Origin of the sequence: Enterovibrio qingdaonensis, from assembly GCF_028683135.1 — a bacterium.
Taxonomy (GTDB): Bacteria; Pseudomonadota; Gammaproteobacteria; order Enterobacterales; family Vibrionaceae; genus Enterovibrio; species Enterovibrio qingdaonensis.
The window spans coordinates 108286-130068 of the sequence record NZ_JAJUBB010000010.1 but is presented as its reverse complement, the minus strand read 5'-3'; the positions used below and the strand labels follow the sequence as shown (position 1 = coordinate 130068).

The window sequence follows — 21783 nt, the reverse complement described above, 5'->3', positions numbered from 1 at the left end:
TAAGCTATCAGCAACAAGCAATTTCCACAGATGGATTACAAACCCTTGCCACGAAGAAACTCTTGGTGGCAAGGAAGCAAAACAAACGTGAGTTAACTATGTTTCAAAAAATTCTGGTTGTCTGTGTAGGCAACATTTGCCGTTCGCCGACCGGTGAATACCTGCTAAAAAACCTCCTGCCAAACAAACAAGTCGACTCGGCGGGCATTGCCTCAGAAATCAGTAAATTGGTGGGTAAGCCAGCGGACAGCATGGCGACAACGGTGGCGGCGGAACATGGCATAGACCTTACCCCGCACGGCTCTCGTCAACTGACAGAAGCGATGGCGGCAGAGTACGACCTGATTCTGGTGATGGAGAAAGGTCATATTGATGCCGTGTGCAGCATTGCGCCAGCAGCAAGAGGAAAAACCATGCTGTTTGGGCAGTGGGTAGGTCAAAAAGAGATCCCTGACCCGTACCGCCAAAGTCGCGAAGCGTTTGATTTTGCGTGGTCGATACTGGAAGAGTCTGCCGCCGCTTGGGCCAAAAAGCTGTGAGGCGCGAGCAGTAAATTGAACGGACCCCTTCACACAATAACATTCCCCCTTAAACCAACATCGAGAAATTTGAATTCCTTATGACTGTCTCTCACACGTCTTCATCATCGACGTCTGCTTCAGACGAAATCGATTTGGGTAAGCTGTTTGGCATACTCATTGATGCGCGCTGGATGATCCTCTCGATCACTGCGTTATTTGCTGTTCTAGGTGTTGCGTTTGCAATGCTCTCAACGCCCATTTACAAAGCCGATGCCCTGCTACAAGTTGAGAAAAAAAGCAGTGGTATGCCAGCATTAGGCGACATGGGAGAAATGTTTTCGGGTGAATCGTCATCAAACACCGAAATAGAGATCATCAAATCACGCATGGTGTTGGGCGAAACGGTTGATAAATTCAACCTGACCACTGTGGTATCACCGCAATACATCCCCGTTGTAGGCAAAGGGATTGCAAGGCTCACAGGCGAAGAAATGTCTGCCGCGGTATCACGCTTCACCATGCCAAATTACCTCGTGGGTGAGTCTTTAACGTTAACTGTACTGAATGAGAATGCCACAGAGTACGAGCTCACAGACCAAAACGGCAAAGTCCTATTAAAAGGGACAGTAGGGGAGCTGAATTCAGAAAATGGCATTGAAATCAATGTACAGGCCTTACACGCAAACGTGGGCGACGAACTCACCATTGCGAAACGCAGCCGACTAGATGCGATTCAGTGGTTACAACTGAACTTAGGTGTTAGTGAGCGCGGTAAGCAAAGCGGTGTGTTGCAACTTTCTATGGAAGGCGAAAACAAAGCCTTGATTGAAGCGCTTCTGAATGACATTGCGACCAACTACTTTTTGCAAAATGTGGAACGCAATGCCGCCGAAGCGGAAAAAAGCCTCGTCTTTTTAGACAAAAGCCTGCCAGATATTCAAATTAAGCTTACGGAAGCGGAAGACCGCTTGAATGCGTTCCGCCAAGCGAATGAATCCGTCGATTTGAGTTTAGAAGCCAAAGCAACACTGGATGTGATGGTGAAGCTGGAAGAGCAGCTTAACCAATTGACGTTTAAAGAAAGTGAGATAAGTCAGCGATACACCACAGAGCACCCTGTTTACACCGCACTGCTCGACAAACGCCAAATTCTATTGGGTGAACGCGAGCGTCTGTCAAAACAAACACAGAAGTTACCGAAAACCCAACGTGAGATTTTGCGCTTAACGCGTGATGTAGAAGTTAACCAGCAAATTTACGTGCAACTGCTGAACAAGGTGCAAGAGCTGCGCATTGTTAAAGCCAGCACCGTGGGCAATGTGCGCATTCTGGACAAAGCGGCATCGTACACTCACCCAGTGAAACCGAAGAAGCCTTTGATTGCGGTACTAGCAACGTTACTCGGTGGCATGTTGGGTGTGGCAATTGCCCTGCTTAAAGCGGCTTTCCACCGTGGTGTTGAAAACCCCGATGAAATTGAAGCGATTGGTTTGCCAGTATACGCAAGTTTGCCCCTGTCTGATTTACAAATTCAGATAGAAAAGAAAACCAAAAAGGCGAGAAACCTCAGCGCGAAAGAGGCACTGCTTGCTGAAGCGAATCCAGCAGACCTTTCTATTGAGGCACTGCGCAGCCTGAGAACCAGCCTGCATTTCGCGATGATGGAAGCGAAAAACAACATTTTGATGATTTCTGGCCCAAGCCCAGGCATTGGTAAATCCTTTGTATCATCGAACCTTGCGGCGGTAATTGCCAAAACCGGCCAAAAAGTTTTGCTGGTGGATGCAGATATGCGCAAAGGCTATATGCAAAAACACTTTGGCTTGAAGTGGGAGAATGGATTGTCAGACATGCTTTCTGGTCAAGCAGGCAGAGAGGATGTGTTAAAAAGCTCGGGTGTGGAAAACCTAGACGTGATTACGCGCGGGAAAATTCCACCGAACCCAGCAGAGCTTTTAATGCATAAACGATTTAACGAGTTTGCGGAGTGGGCATCACAAAATTACGATTTGGTGATTATTGATACCCCCCCAGTGCTTGCGGTCACCGACCCTGCCATTATTGGTACTCATGCTGGCACCACCTTAATGGTGGGCCGCTTTGGTAAAAACCCAGTCAAAGAAATTGAAGTCGCGAATGAGCGCTTTGCGAAAGCAGGTATTGAAGTGAAAGGCTTTATTCTCAATGCCGTAGAGCGCAAGGCGAGCAACGCCTATGGTGGAAATTACGGCTACTACAATTACAGCTACAAGTAATTAAAAGGGTGTCGAAAAGACGCTCGACATTAGCCAACAGGTAAATGTCTGGGTCCGTCGATGGCATCTAGGCTTTAAATTCAATGACAAACAAAGGTTAAAGAGGGAGGCAAGGTCTTTTGTTTATTATAGTTGTTGAATTTTTTCTATAAGCACTAAAAATTTATGAGCATAAAAATGTGTTTCTTTACATAATTTTTTAGCCAAACTACTTGTTTTAAATAGGTGTCAATCTACCTAGATAGGCCTTGCTTATTTTACTATTAATGATGCTCAGCGGATTCTCTATTCTTTGGTAAGTGGAAGAAGATATAAATTGAGTAAATGCAAGCATGCTTCGAGTGTGTTAACGGTATCGATACTACACTGTTTGGACCTCTTTTTTGGGGTGTTAAAAGCCACTTTTTTAAAAGTGGTTATTCATTAATTTGAAAACTTTCGGAATAAAAAATGCTAAATAATAAAACTGTGCTTATAACTGGTGGTACGGGTTCTTTTGGTAAGCAATTCATTAAAACCATCTTAAATAGATATCCAAATGTAAAGAAAATCATTATTTACTCAAGGGATGAACTTAAACAATTTGAGATCAAACAAAAATATCCCTACAACGAATTCCCTCAGTTGCGTTTCTTCATAGGTGACGTTCGTGATCAATCACGCATGGTGCAGGCATGTGAAGGTGTTGATGTTATTATTCATGCAGCAGCTATAAAGCAAGTGGATACAGCTGAATACAACCCGACGGAATGTATACGAACTAACGTTGATGGTGCAGAGAATGTAATTCATGCAGCACTGCAGTGCGGCGTTAAAAACGTTGTAGCTTTATCGACTGATAAAGCATGTGCGCCAATTAACCTCTACGGTGCAACTAAGCTTGCTTCAGATAAATTGTTTGCTGCAGCAAACAATATCAAAGGTTCGAAAGATATCCGTTTCAGTGTTGTGCGTTACGGCAACGTAATGGGCTCTCGTGGTTCAGTAATACCATTCTTCTTGAAAAAACGCGCAGAAGGTGTTTTACCGATCACTCATGACGAAATGACTCGTTTTAATATCTCGCTGCAAGACGGCGTGAACATGGTGATGTATGCGCTTGAACACCACCTTGGTGGTGAAATTTTTGTGCCAAAGATCCCATCTTACAAAATCTTAGATATTGCTACCGCAATTGCACCTGAATGTAAGACAGAGGTCGTAGGTATTCGCCCTGGTGAAAAATTGCATGAGGAAATGATCACAGACACAGACTCTCTAAACACGATCGACCTTGGTAAGTACTACGCCATTTTGCCTTCTGTATCGTTCACTTACACAGAGCAAGAGTATCTATATCACCACAAAGCTGAAAAAGTACCGTTTGGTTTCAAATATAACTCAGGTACAAACACAGAGTGGGAAAGCATTGAAAGCCTTCGTGAGCTAATTAAAGAGCACGTTGATCCAAACTTTACAGTGTGAGAATAGTAGTGATTCCTTACGGTAAGCAAGATATTAATCAACAAGACATTGATAGTGTTGTTGACGTTTTGAACTCAGACTTTCTAACTCAGGGGCCTCAAGTTCCTGCTTTTGAGCAGGCACTTATTGAACATACAGGTGCCAGTTATGCCCTAGCTGTGAATAGTGCAACATCGGCATTGCACATTGCTTGTCTTGCTTTGGACTTAGGCGAGGGTGATTGGCTTTGGACGTCACCTATAACCTTTGTTGCATCCGCAAACTGTGGTTTGTACTGCGGTGCGAAGGTCGATTTTGTCGATATCGACCCTGATACCTATAATATGTGTCCTCGTCGCCTTGAGGAAAAATTAATCAAAGCGCAAGCGGAAGGGAAGCTTCCAAAAGTTGTTGTACCAGTTCATTTATGTGGTCAACCATGCGATATGGAAGCGATTGCTAAGTTGGCAAAGGAATATAACTTCAAGGTAATTGAAGATGCTTCTCATGCTATTGGTGGCAAATATCAAGGATTACCGATAGGGAATTGTGACTATTCTGATATTACGGTCTTTAGTTTCCATCCTGTTAAAATTATCACAACAGCGGAAGGCGGTGCTGTACTGACCAACCAACAAGCTTTATCTGATAAGATGGCCTTGCTTCGCAGTCATGGTATTACTCGAGACTCAGAGAAAATGGAAGGTGAAAGTCACGGTGGTTGGTACTATCAACAGGTCGATTTAGGCTTTAACTATCGTATGACAGAACTTCAAGCTGCGCTGGGTGTTTCTCAGATGAACCGTTTGGACGATTTTATTACGGTACGTCACCACCTTGCTGATCGCTATAATGAACTATTGAAGACGCTACCTGTGGTATTGCCGTTTCAATTAGAGAATACATACTCTGGTCTTCATCTTTATGTTATCAGGTTGCAGTTAGATAAGCTTTCGTTGACACACAAAGAAGTGTTTGATGCTTTAAGAGATAAAGGGATCGGGGTGAATTTGCACTACATTCCTGTTCACACTCAACCATATTACAAAAAAATGGGCTTTAACGCAGGGGACTTCCCTGAGTCTGAGCGCTATTACCGTGAAGCGATTTCTCTTCCAATGTTTCATGCGATGACGGAAGAAGAGCAAGATACGGTTGTTAAGGTACTGACTGAAATTTTGCAGGGGCACTAATGATAGTTGCGATTATTCCAGCTCGAGGTGGTAGTAAGCGCATACCGAGAAAAAACATCAAAGCGTTTCATGGTAAGCCGATGATCGCATACTCTATCGAAGCAGCCATCGCCTCTGGCTGCTTTGATAAAGTGATAGTTTCAACTGATGATACGGAAATCGCAGCCGTGGCTGTAGCTAATGGTGCAGAAGTTCCATTTTTACGCCCAGCAGAAATTTCTGATGACTATGCAACAACAATGGATGTTATGGCTCATGCTATCCGTTGGTGCCAAAGTGAAGGTTGGGATGTAGAGACGGTTTGCTGTTTATATGCAACTGCACCGTTTGTATTGCCAGAGGACTTGCAGCAGGGGTATGCCCTTTTGCAAGTTTCTGACGTGCAATTTGCCTTTAGTGCAACCTCATTTCCATTCCCAATTCAACGAGCGATAAAACTCGACGACTTTGGCTCAGTTTCGATGTTTTCGCCGGAAAATGAACAAGTAAGATCGCAAGATCTTGAAGAAGCTTATCATGATGCAGGACAGTTTTATTGGGGGAAATCGAGTGCATTTTTAACAAAACTCTCTATTTTTTCCTCACATTCAAAAGTTGTTCTTTTACCTCGTAATCGAGTTCAAGATATTGATACTCCTGAAGATTGGGAGTTGGCTGAGTCCTTATTTTCGTCCATAAGCTCGTTAAATAACAAATAGGGTATGCGATGAAGGTTATTTTTCGGGTTGACGCCTCTTTGTTGATAGGCAGTGGACACGTTATGCGCTGCTTAGTACTTGCTGAGGCTTTGCGTAAAAAAGGACACCAAGTTGAATTCGCCTGTTCTCCACTGAAAGGAGATATGCGAACGTTTATTCGAGAGCGTGGCTTCAATGTAATCACACTTGCTGCGCCTCAGCGTGTCATTGAACCACAGCATGACGCTGATTATGAGGCTTGGCTTCAAAAGAGCGTTACAGAAGATGCACAAGACTTCTTGGCAGCAGTCAATACAGCAGATCTTGTTGTAACGGACCATTACGCAATTGATGCTGAATGGCAAGAAAAAATCCTTGCAGTGGTGGATTGTTGCTTGCTTGCTGTCGATGATTTAGGACGATGCCATAGAGCTGATTTAGTGTTAGATCAAACTTTAGGACGGAGTGAAGTTGAATACGCTTCATCCAATACCAAAGTTCTCGTAGGTACTGAGTATGCGCTGTTGCGAATGGATTTCTCTAATAAACGAGAAGCAGCCATTTCAAGGCAATTATCGGATGGTCCGCTTAGAGTTCTTGTCTCTATGGGAGGAATTGATGCCCCAAACGCGACACTGAAAGTTTTAAAGAACCTCTGTTGTCACGTTAACGCGGACATTACTGTTTTATTGTCTCCTAGAGCGCCTCATTTTCAGCAGGTTAATGAGTGGTGTTTTACGCAACCCAATGTTCGGCATCAAGAATTTGTGTCTGATATGGCGAGTTTAATGCTAGAACATGATATTGCGATCGGAGCACCAGGAACCACCAGTTGGGAAAGGGCTTGTCTTGGCCTGCCGAATATTATTGTTCCCCTTGCCGAAAACCAACAACTTATTTGTAAGCAACTGGTTAAGCATGATGCGGCTGTCTGTGTTGATATCAAAGATATTACATCGACGTTGCACGGCACTTATATGAGAGTGATCGAACGGTGGTCTCAGTTTAAAGAGGCTAATCTTGCTCTTTGTGATGGACGAGGAGTTCGGCGAGTTGTCATTGAAATGGAGCAATTAGCCAGCAAAAAGCGCGATGGGGTATTTTTGCAATATGCATCTCAAGAAGATATCGCACTAATATATGAATGGCAAAGTCATCCAGATACTAGAAAATATGCGCTTACACCTAATGTACCAAAATGGAATGAGCATCAGAATTGGATGTCGAAAAAGCTGCAATCCACTTCCGATTATTTTTATATGGTCATTAATAGAGAGGATCGAAGTAAAGTCGGTGCTGTACGTTTAGATAGACTGGGAGCTGGACATTACCTTCTTTCTATATTTGTAGATCCTAATAGTTATGGAAGAGGAATTGCATTTCAAGCTCTCAATGCGATCGATGATATTCACCCTGATGTCACGTTACATGCAACAGTATTGAAAGCAAATGTGGCATCTCAACGACTATTCCAAAAAGCTCGTTATCAACAAGTTGATGAAGAAAGCTATATCCGACAACCAATTGATTGAGGCAAAAATGAAGCCATATATAACCATTGACGGCCGCAAAATCGGACTGGAACATCCTCCTTATATTATTGCAGAGCTTTCCGCTAACCATAATGGTGATATCAACCGTGCTTACCAAATTATGGAAGAAGCAAAAAAAGCGGGTGCAGATGCGATCAAGTTACAAACTTATACCCATGAGACAATCACAATGGATTGTGACTCTGAGGAGTTCCAAATCCATGGTGGCTTGTGGGATGGTCAAACTTTGTATGAACTTTACAAAGGGGCTCACATGCCATGGGATTGGCATAAGCCGTTATTCGAAAAAGCTCGAGAGTTAGGTATAACTATTTTTAGTTCACCCTTCGATTTTAGCGCAGTAGACCTTTTAGAAGAGCTCAATGCGCCAGCCTATAAGATAGCTTCATTTGAAGTTATTGACTTACCTCTTATCAAGCGCGTTGCTCAAACTGGTAAGCCGATGATTATTTCAACAGGCATGGCTAATGAAGAAGAGATTGCTGAAGCCATCAGAACAGCAAAAGATAATGGTTGTCAGGAATTAGTCGTACTTCATTGTGTTAGTGGTTACCCAGCACCTGCTGACCAATATAATTTGAAAACAATTGCAGATATAGCTGAGCGTTTCGATGTTCTATCGGGACTCTCTGATCACACTATAGATAATGCCACGGCAGTAACGTCAGTGGCACTAGGGGCTTGCTTGATTGAGAAGCATGTAACCATGGATCGCAATGGTGGTGGTGCTGACGATAGTTTTTCTCTAGAGCCTTCAGAGTTAAAAGCACTTTGCCAAGATACAAAAACAGCTTGGCAGGCTTTGGGGAATGTAAATTATGAAAGAACAGAAGCTGAAAAAGGCAATGTGAAATTTCGCCGTTCACTTTACGTCGTCAAAGATGTAAATGAAGGAGAAATATTCACCTCAGAGAATGTTCGTAGTATCCGTCCAGGGTTTGGGATGTTACCAAAAGAGTACTCAAAAGTAATAGGAAAAAAAGCAAATAAAAAAATATTTAGAGGTACAGCTTTAAAGCGAGAAATGGTAATTGATTGTTAGTGATGATTTCATCTAATTCCTATTAGGAAGTTAAGATATGCTCTATTTATAACAAGGGACTATAAATAGAGTCTTTACTGTTTAAAATATTGAAATCCAATGTATGAAAAGTAATTTATTCAAAGGGAGTTTAATTTATGTTTCTGGGAGTATACTAACTTCTCTTGTTCCATTTATTTTATTACCTATATTGACAAGATATTTAAGCCAAGAGGACTATGGTCAATTAGCAATATTCCAAACACTTATATCTTTTGTGAGTGCTTTCGCTGGGCTAAGTGTTATCGGATCAGTTTCAAGAAAGTACTTTGAAATTAAAGATGAAGAAGAGAAACTAGCTAACTATAATGGTGGTGCAATTGTTATACTGCTTATAAGCTCTCTCATCATTACGCTTATATTTTTTTTGTTCCAAAATGAAATTCGACCATTAATTGGAATAGATGTCGATTATATATATATGAGCATATTGATTTCATCATGCTCCTTCCTGATCCAATTAAGATTGACCCAATGGCAGATAAGAGAAAATCCATTCAGCTACTTTTTATTTGTGGCATTACAAGGATTGGCCAACCTTATTATCACAATTATAGCTGTTGTGATAATGGAGGAAGGCCTTGATGGGAGAGTCTATACACAAGCTATAATTTCAATAATATTATCAATATGGTCACTTCATAGCCTTAAAGTAAATGGGTTATTAGCCTTTAGTAAAATATCAATCGAGACATTAAGTGAGAAAATAAGCTTTGGGGTTCCATTTATTCCAACTGTAGTTGGTGGTCTATTACTAACGATGATAGATCGATATGTTATTAGCCAGAAGTTTGGTCTTTCTGAAGCCGGAATTTATATGGTTGCTGCCCAGTTAAGCAGCGTTTTCGCAATTGTTTTCCATGCAATAAATAAGGCTTATAGCCCATGGTTATTTAAAACGCTTACGCTCGATAACTATAGCGACAAAGTGAAAATTGTTAGGTTGACATACTGCTATTTTGCACTTTTATTGGTTGTGGCTGTGTTGATGTTTCATTTGTCACCGTTGATTGTGAATTTAATTGTTGGTCAAAATTATAGTGAATCAGCATTTTTACTACCGTGGTTAGTGATAGGGCAAATATTTGTTGGTATGTATTTGATGGTGACAAATTACATTTTCTATGTGAAAAGCACATCAATTCTATCGATTGTTACTCTCACATCAGGAGGTGTTAATGTTTTCCTCCTTATTGTGCTACTTGAGCGATTTTCACTGAGCGGTGCCGCATATGCATTTTGCATATCGATGTTTTTTAGATTTATTTTAGTGTGGCTTGCAGCCCATAGTTCTTATCCAATGCCCTGGTTGAAATTCTATAAAAGAAGAGAATATGAAACAAATTAAATTGATAGTATGGGATCTTGATGAAACCTTTTGGGATGGAACTCTATCCGAAGAAGGCATAACTATAGATAGCCAAAAAGTAGAACTTGTAAAAGAATTAACAAACCGAGGAATTATAAATTCCATTTCATCAAAAAATGATTTTGATAAGGTTAAATTTGAATTAGAAAAAATAGGCATATGGAATTATTTCGTCTTTCCAAAAATCGGTTGGTATTCGAAGGGAAATGCTATTGATGAAACAGTGAAACAAATGGGGTTAAGAGCTGAAAATGTTTTATTCATTGATGATAATCATCTTAATCTTACAGAGGTAGAAAAAGTAGTTAAAGGAATAAATTGCATTCACCCTAAAATGCTGAAAGATCTAAGCTTAATGTTTGATGTGGAGGGTAAAAATGACGTTTCACATAGCAGATTGAAGCAGTATCAACTCATAGAAGAAAAATGTACGCAACGAAAGCACTATGAAACTGATATAGAATTCCTTAGGTCATGTAATATTAAGATATTAGTCGAAAAGGTAAGTATTACTGATATTGAGAGGATTCATGAACTAATAAATAGAACTAATCAACTGAATTTTACTAAGAAAAGAATATCATATAGCGACTTGCAAGAGTTGGTTAAAAAATGCGATAGCTACAAGGTTTCAGCACTTGATGATTATGGCGATTATGGTGTGGTTGGCTTTTACTCTCTAAGTGAAAACAGAAGAAAGTTAGATCATTTCCTTTTCTCTTGTAGAACAATAAATCTTGGTATTGAACAGTTTCTCTATAATAAGCTAGGAGAACCTGAATTAGAATTAGTTGGTGAAGTTGCAGTTAACTTAGAGAGTGATTTCAAACCGGATTGGATAAAAGTTATAGACAATCCGATTGTAGATACAGAGAAAAAAGAAAAAAATGGAAATAGGCTAAATAAAATCTTGTTCAAAGGCGGGTGTGACTTATCTCAGATGAATTTTTATCTTAACTCTGATAATAATATCCATGAAGAGACAAATTTTGTTACTGAGTCCAATCTATCTATTCATTCTGAACACACAAGTATTCTGTTAGGCAAAACTGATTTTTCTCCAGAATTTCCATATTTACCTAAAGAATCTTTCGAAACAAAATTTTTCGATCCTGATTTCGACTATATTGTTTATAGTGTATTAATGGATTATACCCAAGATATATATGTAAACACTAACGGAGATATAATTCCTTTTGGTGGTTATGGAAAAAAAATAGAATTAGTTGATAAGGAACACTTTGTACAAGAAAAAATGTCGAAATTCTACAAAGAATATGAAAATATTGGTCATATAAAAGTTGAAGACTTTATGTCTAATCTAAATGAAATACTATGTAGAATTCCATCTGGAGTGAAAATTATTTTGATCAATGGAGCTGAAGTAGAACCTTCAAAATCCTATGAGAAAGGTTGTGTAGAGAGGCATGTGTTATTTAATAAGGCCGTAGATGAGTTTTGCGAAAAAAACAAAGATAGGGTGAAATTACTAGATGTTCGCAAATATGTTAAAAATCAAGATGATTTGACTGATAATATACGCCATTATAAAAGAAATATATATAAACAGTTGGCGGATGAACTTGCAGTAATAATTAACGTTAGTACGAAGAACGGAAATACCAACCTGATATATTATAAAGAGAAGATTAAAAATAAGATTTTTTCATTTTTCGGATAAAAGATGCGATTGCTTAAAGAAAGTTTAAAAATCCTAAGTGAGGTGGATGAATTCAATTTATCCTATCTGTATGGCAACCACACTAGTACTCTTAATTATCTTGTCAAAAATGAGAAATCTAAATTTTTATTTAGAATTCTTAACTATATATACTTCATTGCCAGAAGGTTAAAGCTGAAGAAAAATAATAATATTAGATGTGATACTTTAATATATGCTGGGACAACTAATCAATTAAACTCAGTTATTGGGGTTTATAGAGAACTAATAAAACTTGAACGTAAACCATTTTTGTTGGTTGAGCCAAATCTAATAAAATTGTGTAAAGATTATAATGTTAATTTTGGTGTTGTTGGCTTTCCTACTAAAGTTACCATGAATTCACTAGGGCTTAATCTGGTTAGGTCTAGATATATTCTTGGGAAGAAAAGTAATATAACTGGTTTTTGGAATTGCTTTGATTTTTTTCTAAAAAGTCACTTTTATCTTAATTACTTTGAAGAATTACTCAGTAACGGCTGTATAGATAACATATTAACATCTAATGATCATAATGTTTCTAATCGAGCTTTTTTGATGGTCGCGAAGAAGCATTCAATTAAAACCATGTACGTACAGCATGCAAGTGTTTCTACATACTTTCCAGAATTGGAATTTGATTATGCTTTCCTTGATGGTTATCACTCATTAATGATCTATGAGTCTATTTCAAATCGGAAAAGCACACACAAAACAACTGTTTTTTTAACTGGCCAGAAAAAATTACTACCACGTATTCAAAATAAGCCAAATATATTATCAGTGGGTTTGGCTCTTAATAATCTAGATAATATTCATTTAGTGAAAAAAATTATTGACGATTGTATATCAAAAAATATTTTTGTTCGTGTAAGGCTTCATCCGAGTCAATTTTATAATTATAGAAGATTCATTGAGAGGATATACGGGGGAAGTGCTTTAGTCTGCATAACTAATCCTAGTACGGAAAGTATTCATGATTTTTTTTCGTCCGTATCGTTTGTGATTGCTAGTAATACAGGTATTCATTTAGAAGCTGCTCTTTTAGGTATTTTCAGTTGTTATTTTAACCTTTCAAATAGCTGCGATTACAATGATTATTATGGCTTTGTTAAAAATGGTTTATGCCCAAGTGTTGGGAGTGTGTCTGAAGCCTTGATTTTATTTAAATCCAAAAATATGAATGGTGACGAAAAAAAATTAGCCATTAGAAACTACAGTTCAACATTTTCAACAAGCTGGCAGGGTTACGAGAGTGAATTGTTGGCAATCCTAGTTGTGATGGTTTCTTGTGATGACTACGATGCATCAAAAATTATGAATTATATTGACTTATATAGTTACCCTACATACGATTTAAAGGAAAGATAACCTAATAATGAATAAAAAAAGAATTACCATCTTTACTACAGATTTATATCAAGGTGGTGTGGCAGAGAGTACAAGAAAGTTATCTAACTTTCTAATGGAAAATCATGATGTTGATTTAATAGTTTACGACTCTACGCCTGTTAATCATAAGGTTAACTGCTCAAGAATAATTCACTTTAATTTGCCTCTATCCGCTAACTTTTGTAATTCAAAGTTCCATTATATATATAAGAAGATTTTTAGGTACCCAGCATTATTAATCGCGATTATAAAGTTAGTTGCATATGTTAAAAAGAATAAACCTGAAATCGTTTATTCAATGACGTATATACCAAATATCGTGAATGTATTATCATCCTTCTTCACTTCAAACAAAACCAAGATAATTTTGTCAGAGCGTCAAGATCCTAGTAAGGATCTTAAGGATGGTAGTCTAATAAGCATGATCGTTAAATGGCTTTATCCTTATTGTGATAGAGTTCATGCAAATTCATTTGAGATGATTACTGCTATTAAAAATTTTTATGATTTACCTTTAGAAAAGATATATCATTTAGACAATTTCTTTTGTCTCGACGAGATTAAAATTTTGAGTGAGGAAAAGCTTGAAACTGAATTAGAAGATATGTTCAAAAGAAATAAAGTGCTAATTACATCTGGGCGACTGTCAAGGCAGAAAGGTCAATGGCACTTAATAGATTTCATGAATAGAATTAACAGTAACAAAGAATTGTATCACTTGGTTATTTTAGGTGACGGAGAAATGCGTGACTTCCTTGAAGTGCGAGTAAGCGATAACGGATTATCAAATACTGTTCACTTTTTTGGTAATGTATCTAACCCACATAAGTATATATCTAAATCGCATGCATTTATTTTTCCGTCCATTTGGGAGTCTTTTGGTAATTCCCTTGTTGAAGCAATGGCACTTGGAATTCCTGTTATTTCTACAGAATGTGAAAGTGGACCTGGATATATAATCGGAAATGGTAAGTTTGGCTTATCTTTAGGGCGTGTTAATGAAAACCATAAAATAATATCAAGCATGGATGTGGATACTATTTGCGAAAAAGTAAAATTGTTGGATGACATTGATATTTATATGGACTATAAATCTAGAAGCCTAAATAGATCTCTTGACTTTGATGTTATTCATCTCGATGAGAAAATATGTGGTCTATTTTCATTTTGTAATAACTCAACCAAAGAGTGAATATAGGACATGAGAACTCTGGCATATATATTAATATGCTCAACACCATTTTGGAGTTTGCCTCTGATACCTGGAACGTATTCTGCTGTCACTCCTTATTTTGGAGCGTTGTTAGGTGCTATATTCATCATATCTAAAGTTAGAAGTTTTTCTTATACAAGTGCTTTAGTTTCAATATATTTCTTGTTCCTTCTCATTATATATTCATTTTACTCATACTATATTCAACAGTTTAATTTTGCATACACTTTAGCGTATTTTGTTGGTTTTCTATGCTTTCCGGGTTTTTATTATGCATTTAACCTTATAGGTAGGGAGCATTTATTTAACTGTTTATTAAAGCTATCCAGGCTATTTTCAATAGTGGCTATAGTTGAGTTCTTTTTATCAAAGACTTCTATGCTTCACCCTTTGAAAATTGCTATTACTAGCTTTATTACAGGTTCAGATAAAGCAGGCTTTGTATTAACAACTAACGAACCTTCTTGGGCCGTTCAATTACTATTATTTATTAGTGTTTTTATTTTTTTAAACTATTTGGAAAACAAAAATAGATTTGATGTTTTTTTGCTATTCACTAACGCAACTATATTCATGCTTGTTTTTTCAATGACTGGATTTATTGTTTTGGTGGTATCGCTAAGTTTTTATTTTATAGTTTTTAGTAAAGTTTCACTTGGAAGTTTATTTAAGTATTCAATATGTATTTTAATGTCTTTTTTTGCAGTTTCTATTGTTTATTCTTTTTTTAATCAAGGAGGGTACACATTCTCAAGAATTAGCAACTTAGCAATGATTAACACAGATAACATATACGATATGTACTATATGATAATAGCAATTGATAATTCTCTTCTCATTAGGATAGGTTATCCAGTTGTTGGTTTGAACATGATTGTTGACTATCCTTATGGTTATGGAATATCTGGTTTTTCATATAACTTGCACAATTATACAGACCTTGTCCACTCTCCTATAATGTACGAATCTGAATTAACTAGGCATTTAAGGGATTTAAACGCGGATCCAAGGAACTTTATTATCAGAATCGGTGTGGATTTCGGTATTGCTGGTCTGTTTCTTTTTTTGTTCGTTTTTTCTCACCAAATAAGGCTAGCTAAAAGTTTATTTGAAACATCACTACTTCCCGCCTTACTGCTATCTTTATCTTTTGGCGTCATGATGCAGTTTTCTACCTTCTATTTTTTCTTATATCCATTTACTTATGCTTTTTTGCTCTTTTTGCGAGATTTAAAATGTCAAGAAAGAAAATACTAGTTATTACTCCTAGATTCCCTTATCCAGTTATTGGTGGTGACAGGCTAAGGATATTTGAAATATGCAGAGAGCTATCTAAAACATATGAATTAACTCTAGCTTCACTTTGTGAAAGTCAATCCGAAATAGATTATCTCGTTCCTGACGATAGCGTTTTTAGTTCTGTTCATAGAGTTTATCTACCTAAGTGGAAGTCTTATTTAAACTGTTTAAGAGCATTGCCTACTCAAACTCCGTTGCAAGTGGCATATTACTCTTCATCAAAATTCGCTAAGCTAGTAAAAAACCTGTCTAAAGATAATAATTTAGTATTGCCGCACTTAATCCGAACCGCAGATTACGCAAAAGATCTCGAAACACGAAAAGTTCTCGAAATGACAGATGCAATTTCTATGAATTATTTTAGGGTCTCTGAAACAAAGAACCACACTGGTATAAAAGGTTTAATTTATAATGTTGAAAAAAATCGATTAAACCATTATGAAAAGCTTATTGCAAAATCTTTCGATTGTAATGTCCTCGTTTCCAAATTCGACCGAGAGTTCTTATTCAAGTGTGACAAAGTACTATTTGATAAATCATTGGTTTGCTCAAATGGCGTAGACGTTGAAAAGTTGACTTTCGATTTTTCACCCAGCGGAAACTTTGTTGTGTTTATTGGCAATATGTATTCTGCCCAAAACATGGATGCAGCACTATGGTTCGCCAGTGAGGCAATGCCATTGCTAAGAGAGAATGGTGATTTTACCTTCAAAGTAATTGGGCGAATAAAGCCAGAAAATGAAAGAAAACTCAAAAGCTACGAAGGTGTTATCGTTACTGGAGCTGTTGATGATATTGTAGAGCATGCCAGAGGCGCAATTGCGGGTGTTTGCCCCGTCAGACTTGCTGCAGGTGTGCAGAATAAAATCCTCGAATATATGGCTTTGGGTCTTCCTACAATAACAACAACTACTGGTTTAGAAGGATTAGAAGCTAAGCCAGACTTAGATATATTGGTCGCTGACACGCCGCCCGAAATTGTCGGGGGTATACTCCGCTTAAAAAGTGATAATCAACTAGCAGAAAGAATCGCAAATAGTGCTAACCAGTACGTCAAGGAACACCATTCTTGGGCAGGTAAATTGCGCCCATTGAACGAAAGAATTAGTGAGTTATTAAGTTAGAATTATGTCCTCAATACTCCCTGTTATTATGGCCGGCGGATCTGGTTCGCGTTTGTGGCCAATGTCTCGAAACCATTATCCAAAGCCGTTCCTATCATTGAATAGCAAAAATTCAATGCTTCTAGAGACGCTTTACCGACTTAACGATATTGAACACCTTCCTGCGTCTATTATTTGTAATGAAGAGCATAGGTTTCTGGTAGCAGAACAACTTAGAAGCGGAAATCTTCCATTTAGCAATATCATTTTAGAACCTTTCGGACGAAATACGGCCCCAGCCATTGCATTGTCCGCATTAAGTGCATTAAAGGAAAATTCCGACCCAATACTTTTAGTATTGGCTGCAGATCATCTGATAAAGGATGTTGATACTTTTTCTGCTTCTGTTCAGTCCGCGAAGTCACTTGCTGAACTGGGCCAACTTGTGACGTTCGGCATTGTTCCAACTGCTCCAGAAACTGGCTACGGATACATACATAGAGGTAGCCCCGTAGAAGGCTTTCGCGATGAACTTGAAGCTTACGTAGTAGACTCTTTTGTTGAAAAGCCTAATCTCGAAACTGCTCAAAGCTATTTAGCAACGGGTAACTACTACTGGAATAGTGGGATGTTCATGTTCAAAGCATCTCGTTATTTGGAAGAGCTCAAGAAATACCGTCCTGACATTCTTTCGTCCGTCGAAAAGGCGTTATCAACTGCGTCTAATGACTTGTACTTTACACGAATCGGCGAAAAGGCTTTCCATGATTGCCCCGATGATTCGGTTGACTATGCGGTTATGGAGAAGACAGATTCTGCGGTAGTTGTCCCAATGAGTGCTGGTTGGAGCGATATTGGTGCTTGGTCATCGCTCTGGGAAGTTTCAGACAAAGACGCTGATCAGAATGTTGTTCGTGGCGATGTTATTGCAGAAAAGAGCAAACGTTGTTACATCAATGCGCCAGAACGACTTGTGGCGGCGGTTGGGCTAGAAGACTTAATCATTGTTGATACTAAAGACTCTATTCTCGTTGCTCATAGAGATTCTGTCCAAGATGTTAAAAGCGTCGTTAATAAACTTAAAGCAGATGACCGCTCAGAGTTTTTACACCATCGCGTCGTTTATCGCCCTTGGGGTAATCACGATCATATTGCAGAGGGTTCTCGGTACCATGTAAAGAAAGTGACTGTTCGCCCCGGAGAAAAAACAGCGACTCAAGTTCATTACCATCGTGCAGAGCATTGGATAGTTGTTTCTGGTACCGCAAAAGTTACCAACGGCAAAGATGTTTATTTAATTTCAGAGAACGAATCAACATATATCCCGATAGGTAATCCTCATTCATTTGAAAATCCAGGTGTCGTTGATTTGGAAATTATCGAGGTCCGCACGGGGACTTATCTCGGGGAGGATGACATCGAGCGAATTGGTTGTGAAGGTGAAGGTTACTAAGGGGTAGAAAATGTTGTTGGCTAGTTCAAATATTATAAAAAAATCTGGCATACAATTTGGTACAAGTGGTGCCAGAGGTTTGGTAGAGCAATTCACTCAGGAAGCGTGTGCCGCTTTTGCTCATGCATTTATTTCTTCCATCCGAAGTGAGTTTGAGTTTGATTCGGTTGCCATCGCGATAGATAATCGACCTAGTAGCCCTCAAATGGCCAAAGCCATTATCAGTGCCGTAAAAGAAATGGGCCTAACCCCAATTTACTATGGCGTTGTCCCAACACCTGCTTTGGCATATGTCGCGATGCAAGATGGAATGCCTTCTATTATGGTAACGGGCAGCCATATCCCGTTTGACCGTAACGGCCTAAAGTTCTATCGCCCAGACGGCGAAATTACGAAAAGCGATGAGCAAGCCATTCTGAATGCGAGTATTGAGTTTACCCTCTCAGCCGAAGAACCCGAATTAGTCGTATCTCCCAAAGCGGCTGTTGCTTACGTTGAACGTAACGTTTCTCTCTTCAATAGCAATTTTCTCTGCGGTCGCCGCATTGGTATTTATGAACACTCAAGTGCAGGACGCGATCTGTATTCAAAGATGTTTGAGAGCTTGGGAGCAGACGTTGTTTCGTTAGAACGAAGTGACCAGTTTGTCCCAATCGATACCGAAGCTGTATCAGATTCAGACAAAGAAAAAGCCCGCAAATGGTCACAAGAGCACGAACTGGATTTTATCTTTTCGACGGATGGCGACGGAGACAGGCCATTGGTATCAGACGAAAATGGTAACTGGCTAAGAGGTGATATTCTCGGATTGTTGTGTGCAAAAGAGTTGGGTATTGAAGCGTTGGCGTTACCTGTCAGCTGCAATACAGGAGTAGAGCTCTCCGGCGAATTTCCACATGCTTCTCGCACTAAGATTGGCTCACCGTATGTGATTGCTGAGTTTGATAATCTAGCGAAGAGCTATCGGAATATTGCTGGCTTTGAAGCGAATGGGGGCTTTTTGCTCGGTTCAGATGTGGTGTATAACGGAACGACGATTAAAGCCCTGCCAACACGAGATGCGGTACTCCCAGCCCTAATGTTGCTCTCAGCTTCAAAGCGTATCTCCATTTCGAAGCTGGTAGAGCAACTACCTCAACGCTTCACGCACAGTGATCGCATTCAAAACTTTGCGACTGAAAAAAGCGTTACGATTTTGGAAGTAGCCAAAGCACAACCGGAATATTTTCTCGCGACTTTGGGCTTTGACAGTGTGCGAGTTGAAAATACGGACCTAACTGATGGGTTGCGTATTATTCTCGTCAATGGCGATGTGATTCACTTTAGGCCATCAGGTAATGCGCCTGAGCTTCGTTGTTACGCCGAGTCGAATACTGAAGAGCAAGCGCAAAGATTGGTCTGTCAGGCACTTACCAATATTCAAACCTCCAACTTATTTTAACTGCTGAGATAAAAATGAAAATTGCTATTGCTGGGACAGGCTATGTTGGCTTGTCTAATGCTATGCTTTTGGCGCAAAACCACGAGGTTGTTGCCGTCGATATCATTGAAGAAAAAGTCCAATTATTAAATGATCGTATATCTCCTATTGTTGATGCGGAAATTACAGATTTTCTAATAAATAAAAATCTAAATTTTATTGCTACTCTAGATAAAGAAGAAGCATATAAAGACGCATCTTTTGTTATTATCGCAACCCCTACTGACTATGATGCAAAAACCAACTACTTTAATACATCTTCTGTAGAAGCAGTGATTAAAGATGTAATGGCGATTAACCCTCTCGCGGTCATGGTTATCAAGTCAACGGTGCCGGTTGGTTATACCAAACGCATTAAAGAAGAGTTCGGCTGTGAGAATATTATTTTCTCACCTGAATTTCTTCGAGAAGGCAAAGCTTTGTATGACAATCTTAATCCTTCTCGTATCATTGTTGGTGAGCGAAGTGAACGCGCAGAAACATTCGCTAACTTGTTAGTCGAAGGTGCAGAGAAAAAAGATATCGAAGTGCTGTTCACGAATTCAACGGAAGCGGAAGCGGTAAAACTATTTTCAAACACCTATCTTGCTATGCGCGTAGCGTACTTTAATGAACTTGATTCATACGCAGAAGCGCATGGTTTAGATGCGCGTCAGATTATCGAAGGTGTCGGTTTAGATCCACGCATTGGCAATCATTACAACAATCCATCTTTTGGCTACGGTGGCTACTGTTTGCCTAAAGATACAAAGCAACTACGCGCTAATTATGCGGATGTACCGAATAACATCATCCAAGCGATTGTGGATGCGAATACCACCCGTAAGGACTTTGTTGCGGAATCGATTCTGCGCAAGAATCCGAAAGTAGTGGGTATCTATCGTTTGATTATGAAGTCGGGCTCTGACAATTTCCGTGCTTCTTCAATTCAAGGCATTATGAAACGTATTAAGGCCAAAGGCATCGAAGTGGTGGTTTACGAGCCGGTTCTTAACGAAAAAGAGTTCTTCCATTCAGAAGTGATGACAGATTTTGAAGCGTTTATAACGAAGTCAGATGTCATTGTCTCTAACCGAATGGCGGAAGAGCTCGCTGATGTTGCAGACAAGGTATACACACGCGATCTGTTTGGTAGCGACTAATAATCCGTAAAATTTAGAAAAAATATTATGATTAAAAAATGCCTTTTCCCTGCAGCTGGCTACGGGACCCGCTTTTTACCTGCTACCAAATCTATGCCTAAAGAAATGATGCCTATCGTGAATAAACCGCTCATTGAGTACGGTGTTGACGAAGCCATTCAGGCGGGCATGAAAAGCATGTGCATTGTGACTGGTCGCGGTAAACACTCTTTGATGGATCACTTCGATAAAAACTACGAACTGGAACATCAAATCTCTGGCACCAGCAAAGAAGCTTTGCTGACGGATATTCGGGAAGTGATTGACTCCGCCAACTTCACTTATATCCGCCAACGCGAAATGAAAGGGCTCGGCCATGCCATTTTGACCGGGCGAGAATTGGTGGGCGATGAACCTTTCGCGGTTGTGTTAGCAGATGACCTTTGCATTAACCTTGAAGAAGGTGTGCTGGCGCAAATGGTCGCGCTGTATAAGCAGTTCCGTTGCTCCATTGTTGCCGTTGAAGAAGTGCCTGCGGAAGACACCCATAAATACGGTGTCATTGCCGGTGAAGCTCTAACGGATAACTTGATTCGTGTCACGGACATGGTTGAAAAGCCAGTTCCTGGCACAGAGCCAAGTAACCTTGCCATTATCGGCCGCTATATCCTGACACCTGATATTTTCGACATTCTTGAAAATACCGAACCAGGTAAAGGCGGGGAAATTCAAATTACCGACGCGCTGTTGCAACAAGCCCAAAGTGGTTGTGTGCTGGCGTATAAGTTCAAAGGTAAACGCTTTGATTGCGGCAGTGTGGAGGGCTTCATTGAGGCGACCAATTACTGCTTTGAACATGTCTATAAAGGCTAGAACTAACAGGGAGTGACCATTCACTCCCTTTCTTTCGCTTCGCGCCGACCACCATTCA

The 21783-nt window shown here is 39.3% G+C and carries 17 protein-coding genes; all 17 read left to right on the top strand.

From position 1 onward, the window contains the following. Positions 1–98: 98 nt before the first annotated feature. The 17 genes from LRP49_RS14905 (at position 99) to galU (ending at position 21725) form a co-directional block, all read left to right on the top strand. On the top strand, positions 99–539 hold the full coding sequence (locus LRP49_RS14905) for an arsenate reductase/protein-tyrosine-phosphatase family protein (RefSeq protein WP_274143095.1): 441 nt from the start codon (positions 99–101) through the stop codon (positions 537–539). Positions 540–619: 80 nt separating this feature from the next. After that, positions 620–2776, top strand: a complete 2157-nt coding sequence (locus tag LRP49_RS14900; RefSeq protein ID WP_274143094.1) for a polysaccharide biosynthesis tyrosine autokinase — start codon at positions 620–622, stop codon at positions 2774–2776. Positions 2777–3226: 450 nt separating this feature from the next. Further along, the gene (gene pseB / locus LRP49_RS14895) at positions 3227–4240 is read left to right on the top strand and encodes a UDP-N-acetylglucosamine 4,6-dehydratase (inverting) (RefSeq protein ID WP_274143093.1); all 1014 of its coding nucleotides are present in this window, start codon (positions 3227–3229) and stop codon (positions 4238–4240) included. Positions 4241–4248: 8 nt separating this feature from the next. After that, complete coding sequence (gene pseC / locus LRP49_RS14890) at positions 4249–5412, top strand: UDP-4-amino-4,6-dideoxy-N-acetyl-beta-L-altrosamine transaminase (RefSeq protein ID WP_420791588.1); 1164 nt, start codon at positions 4249–4251, stop codon at positions 5410–5412. Continuing rightward, positions 5412–6110, top strand: coding sequence for a pseudaminic acid cytidylyltransferase (gene pseF, locus LRP49_RS14885; RefSeq protein WP_274143091.1), 699 nt, complete (start codon positions 5412–5414; stop codon positions 6108–6110). The genes pseC and pseF overlap by 1 nt, the downstream gene beginning before the upstream one ends. 8 nt (positions 6111–6118) lie before the next feature. Continuing rightward, the gene (pseG, locus tag LRP49_RS14880; RefSeq protein WP_274143090.1) at positions 6119–7621 is read left to right on the top strand and encodes a UDP-2,4-diacetamido-2,4,6-trideoxy-beta-L-altropyranose hydrolase; all 1503 of its coding nucleotides are present in this window, start codon (positions 6119–6121) and stop codon (positions 7619–7621) included. 7 nt (positions 7622–7628) lie between these two features. Continuing rightward, positions 7629–8684, top strand: a complete 1056-nt coding sequence (gene pseI, locus LRP49_RS14875) for a pseudaminic acid synthase (RefSeq protein ID WP_274143148.1) — start codon at positions 7629–7631, stop codon at positions 8682–8684. Between the two features lie 103 nt (positions 8685–8787). Continuing rightward, on the top strand, positions 8788–10071 hold the full coding sequence (locus LRP49_RS14870; protein WP_274143089.1) for a lipopolysaccharide biosynthesis protein: 1284 nt from the start codon (positions 8788–8790) through the stop codon (positions 10069–10071). Continuing rightward, the gene (locus tag LRP49_RS14865; RefSeq protein ID WP_274143088.1) at positions 10058–11773 is read left to right on the top strand and encodes an HAD-IIIC family phosphatase; all 1716 of its coding nucleotides are present in this window, start codon (positions 10058–10060) and stop codon (positions 11771–11773) included. The genes LRP49_RS14870 and LRP49_RS14865 overlap by 14 nt, the downstream gene beginning before the upstream one ends. Positions 11774–11776: 3 nt before the next feature. Next, positions 11777–13162 (top strand): hypothetical protein, encoded by a 1386-nt coding sequence (locus LRP49_RS14860; RefSeq protein ID WP_274143087.1) that lies wholly within the window; start codon positions 11777–11779, stop codon positions 13160–13162. 7 nt (positions 13163–13169) lie between these two features. Beyond that, positions 13170–14375, top strand: a complete 1206-nt coding sequence (locus LRP49_RS14855) for a glycosyltransferase (RefSeq protein WP_274143086.1) — start codon at positions 13170–13172, stop codon at positions 14373–14375. Positions 14376–14384: 9 nt separating this feature from the next. Further along, on the top strand, positions 14385–15653 hold the full coding sequence (locus LRP49_RS14850; protein ID WP_274143085.1) for an O-antigen ligase family protein: 1269 nt from the start codon (positions 14385–14387) through the stop codon (positions 15651–15653). Continuing rightward, positions 15632–16819 carry a glycosyltransferase family 4 protein gene (locus tag LRP49_RS14845; RefSeq protein WP_274143084.1) on the top strand — a complete coding sequence of 396 codons (1188 nt, stop codon included), beginning with the start codon at positions 15632–15634 and terminating at the stop codon, positions 16817–16819. The genes LRP49_RS14850 and LRP49_RS14845 overlap by 22 nt, the downstream gene beginning before the upstream one ends. A 4-nt stretch (positions 16820–16823) precedes the next feature. Continuing rightward, on the top strand, positions 16824–18251 hold the full coding sequence (locus tag LRP49_RS14840) for a mannose-1-phosphate guanylyltransferase/mannose-6-phosphate isomerase (protein WP_274143083.1): 1428 nt from the start codon (positions 16824–16826) through the stop codon (positions 18249–18251). A 10-nt stretch (positions 18252–18261) separates the two neighbouring features. Then, the gene (locus LRP49_RS14835) at positions 18262–19692 is read left to right on the top strand and encodes a phosphomannomutase (RefSeq protein ID WP_420791587.1); all 1431 of its coding nucleotides are present in this window, start codon (positions 18262–18264) and stop codon (positions 19690–19692) included. Positions 19693–19706: 14 nt separating this feature from the next. Next, a complete protein-coding gene (locus tag LRP49_RS14830; RefSeq protein WP_274143082.1) occupies positions 19707–20873 on the top strand; it encodes a nucleotide sugar dehydrogenase in 1167 nt (388 codons plus the stop codon). A 27-nt stretch (positions 20874–20900) separates the two neighbouring features. Next, positions 20901–21725: a UTP--glucose-1-phosphate uridylyltransferase GalU gene (gene galU / locus LRP49_RS14825; protein WP_274143081.1), complete on the top strand. Its 825-nt coding sequence runs from the start codon at positions 20901–20903 to the stop codon at positions 21723–21725. Positions 21726–21783 lie beyond the last annotated feature (58 nt).

What these genes read in the sequence shown, in the direction of transcription:
- LRP49_RS14900 (WP_274143094.1), top strand. Translation starts at nt 620, where the DNA reads ATGACTGTCTCTCACACGTCTTCATCATCGACGTCTGCTTCAGACGAA.
- LRP49_RS14870 (WP_274143089.1), top strand. Translation starts at nt 8,788, where the DNA reads ATGAAAAGTAATTTATTCAAAGGGAGTTTAATTTATGTTTCTGGGAGT.
- pseB (WP_274143093.1), top strand. Translation starts at nt 3,227, where the DNA reads ATGCTAAATAATAAAACTGTGCTTATAACTGGTGGTACGGGTTCTTTT.
- LRP49_RS14830 (WP_274143082.1), top strand. Translation starts at nt 19,707, where the DNA reads ATGAAAATTGCTATTGCTGGGACAGGCTATGTTGGCTTGTCTAATGCT.
- LRP49_RS14840 (WP_274143083.1), top strand. Translation starts at nt 16,824, where the DNA reads ATGTCCTCAATACTCCCTGTTATTATGGCCGGCGGATCTGGTTCGCGT.
- LRP49_RS14860 (WP_274143087.1), top strand. Translation starts at nt 11,777, where the DNA reads ATGCGATTGCTTAAAGAAAGTTTAAAAATCCTAAGTGAGGTGGATGAA.
- pseI (WP_274143148.1), top strand. Translation starts at nt 7,629, where the DNA reads ATGAAGCCATATATAACCATTGACGGCCGCAAAATCGGACTGGAACAT.
- pseF (WP_274143091.1), top strand. Translation starts at nt 5,412, where the DNA reads ATGATAGTTGCGATTATTCCAGCTCGAGGTGGTAGTAAGCGCATACCG.
- LRP49_RS14835 (WP_420791587.1), top strand. Translation starts at nt 18,262, where the DNA reads ATGTTGTTGGCTAGTTCAAATATTATAAAAAAATCTGGCATACAATTT.
- galU (WP_274143081.1), top strand. Translation starts at nt 20,901, where the DNA reads ATGATTAAAAAATGCCTTTTCCCTGCAGCTGGCTACGGGACCCGCTTT.
- LRP49_RS14850 (WP_274143085.1), top strand. Translation starts at nt 14,385, where the DNA reads ATGAGAACTCTGGCATATATATTAATATGCTCAACACCATTTTGGAGT.
- LRP49_RS14905 (WP_274143095.1), top strand. Translation starts at nt 99, where the DNA reads ATGTTTCAAAAAATTCTGGTTGTCTGTGTAGGCAACATTTGCCGTTCG.
- pseG (WP_274143090.1), top strand. Translation starts at nt 6,119, where the DNA reads ATGAAGGTTATTTTTCGGGTTGACGCCTCTTTGTTGATAGGCAGTGGA.
- LRP49_RS14845 (WP_274143084.1), top strand. Translation starts at nt 15,632, where the DNA reads ATGTCAAGAAAGAAAATACTAGTTATTACTCCTAGATTCCCTTATCCA.
- LRP49_RS14855 (WP_274143086.1), top strand. Translation starts at nt 13,170, where the DNA reads ATGAATAAAAAAAGAATTACCATCTTTACTACAGATTTATATCAAGGT.
- LRP49_RS14865 (WP_274143088.1), top strand. Translation starts at nt 10,058, where the DNA reads ATGAAACAAATTAAATTGATAGTATGGGATCTTGATGAAACCTTTTGG.